This window comes from Actinoplanes sp. ATCC 53533, assembly GCF_003947245.1.
In genome coordinates, this window is the sequence record NZ_QHHV01000658.1 from 1 (window position 1) to 531 (window position 531).

The window sequence follows — 531 nt, forward strand, 5'->3', positions numbered from 1 at the left end:
ACCTGCGCTGAATAGCTCCTCGCACGCTGAGCCCCGCCTCGATCGAACCAGACTCGAAGGCGAGCGCGGCTCGAAAGCTGGGGCCCTGCTCGATTCAGTGTTGCCGGGCTCCGCCCAGCCGGCAGCACCGTCGGCGACTGACTGCGCCGGCACTTTCGCTCACCAGATGACGTCTGGATCCACGCTCAGCCCGAGATCGGCGACCTCCACCTCCAGAGCGTCGGCGAGCAGCCGACGGTTGCGCTCGTCGGCCACCCGGTCGTCGTTCTCCCACCTGCTGAGCATCGTCACCAGAGATTCCGCGCCGGCCGTTCGCCCGCGATGATTCCTGCCGACAAGGACCATCCGACGTGCGAGCTGCTGATGCGACCAGTCCCGCGCCTTGCGGATCCGCCGTAGCCGCCGACTGAACGGCAACTGCGCCCAGCCGGGCGACGCACGAAGTTCCTCCAGCAGCGTCTTGAACGACGGTGCGAGATTCTCCTGTTCTTCATCCGCTGAGCCGGCCTGTTCGCATCGCGCCGCGACCTT

At 67.0% G+C, this 531-nt stretch carries 1 protein-coding gene; it reads right to left on the reverse strand.

Annotation, left to right across the window (positions count from 1 at the left end; all coding sequences use genetic code 11):
* Positions 1 to 159: 159 nt before the first annotated feature.
* Positions 160 to 531: hypothetical protein (locus tag DMB66_RS65160; RefSeq protein WP_233625654.1), on the reverse strand; the 372-nt coding region annotated here is incomplete at its 5' end.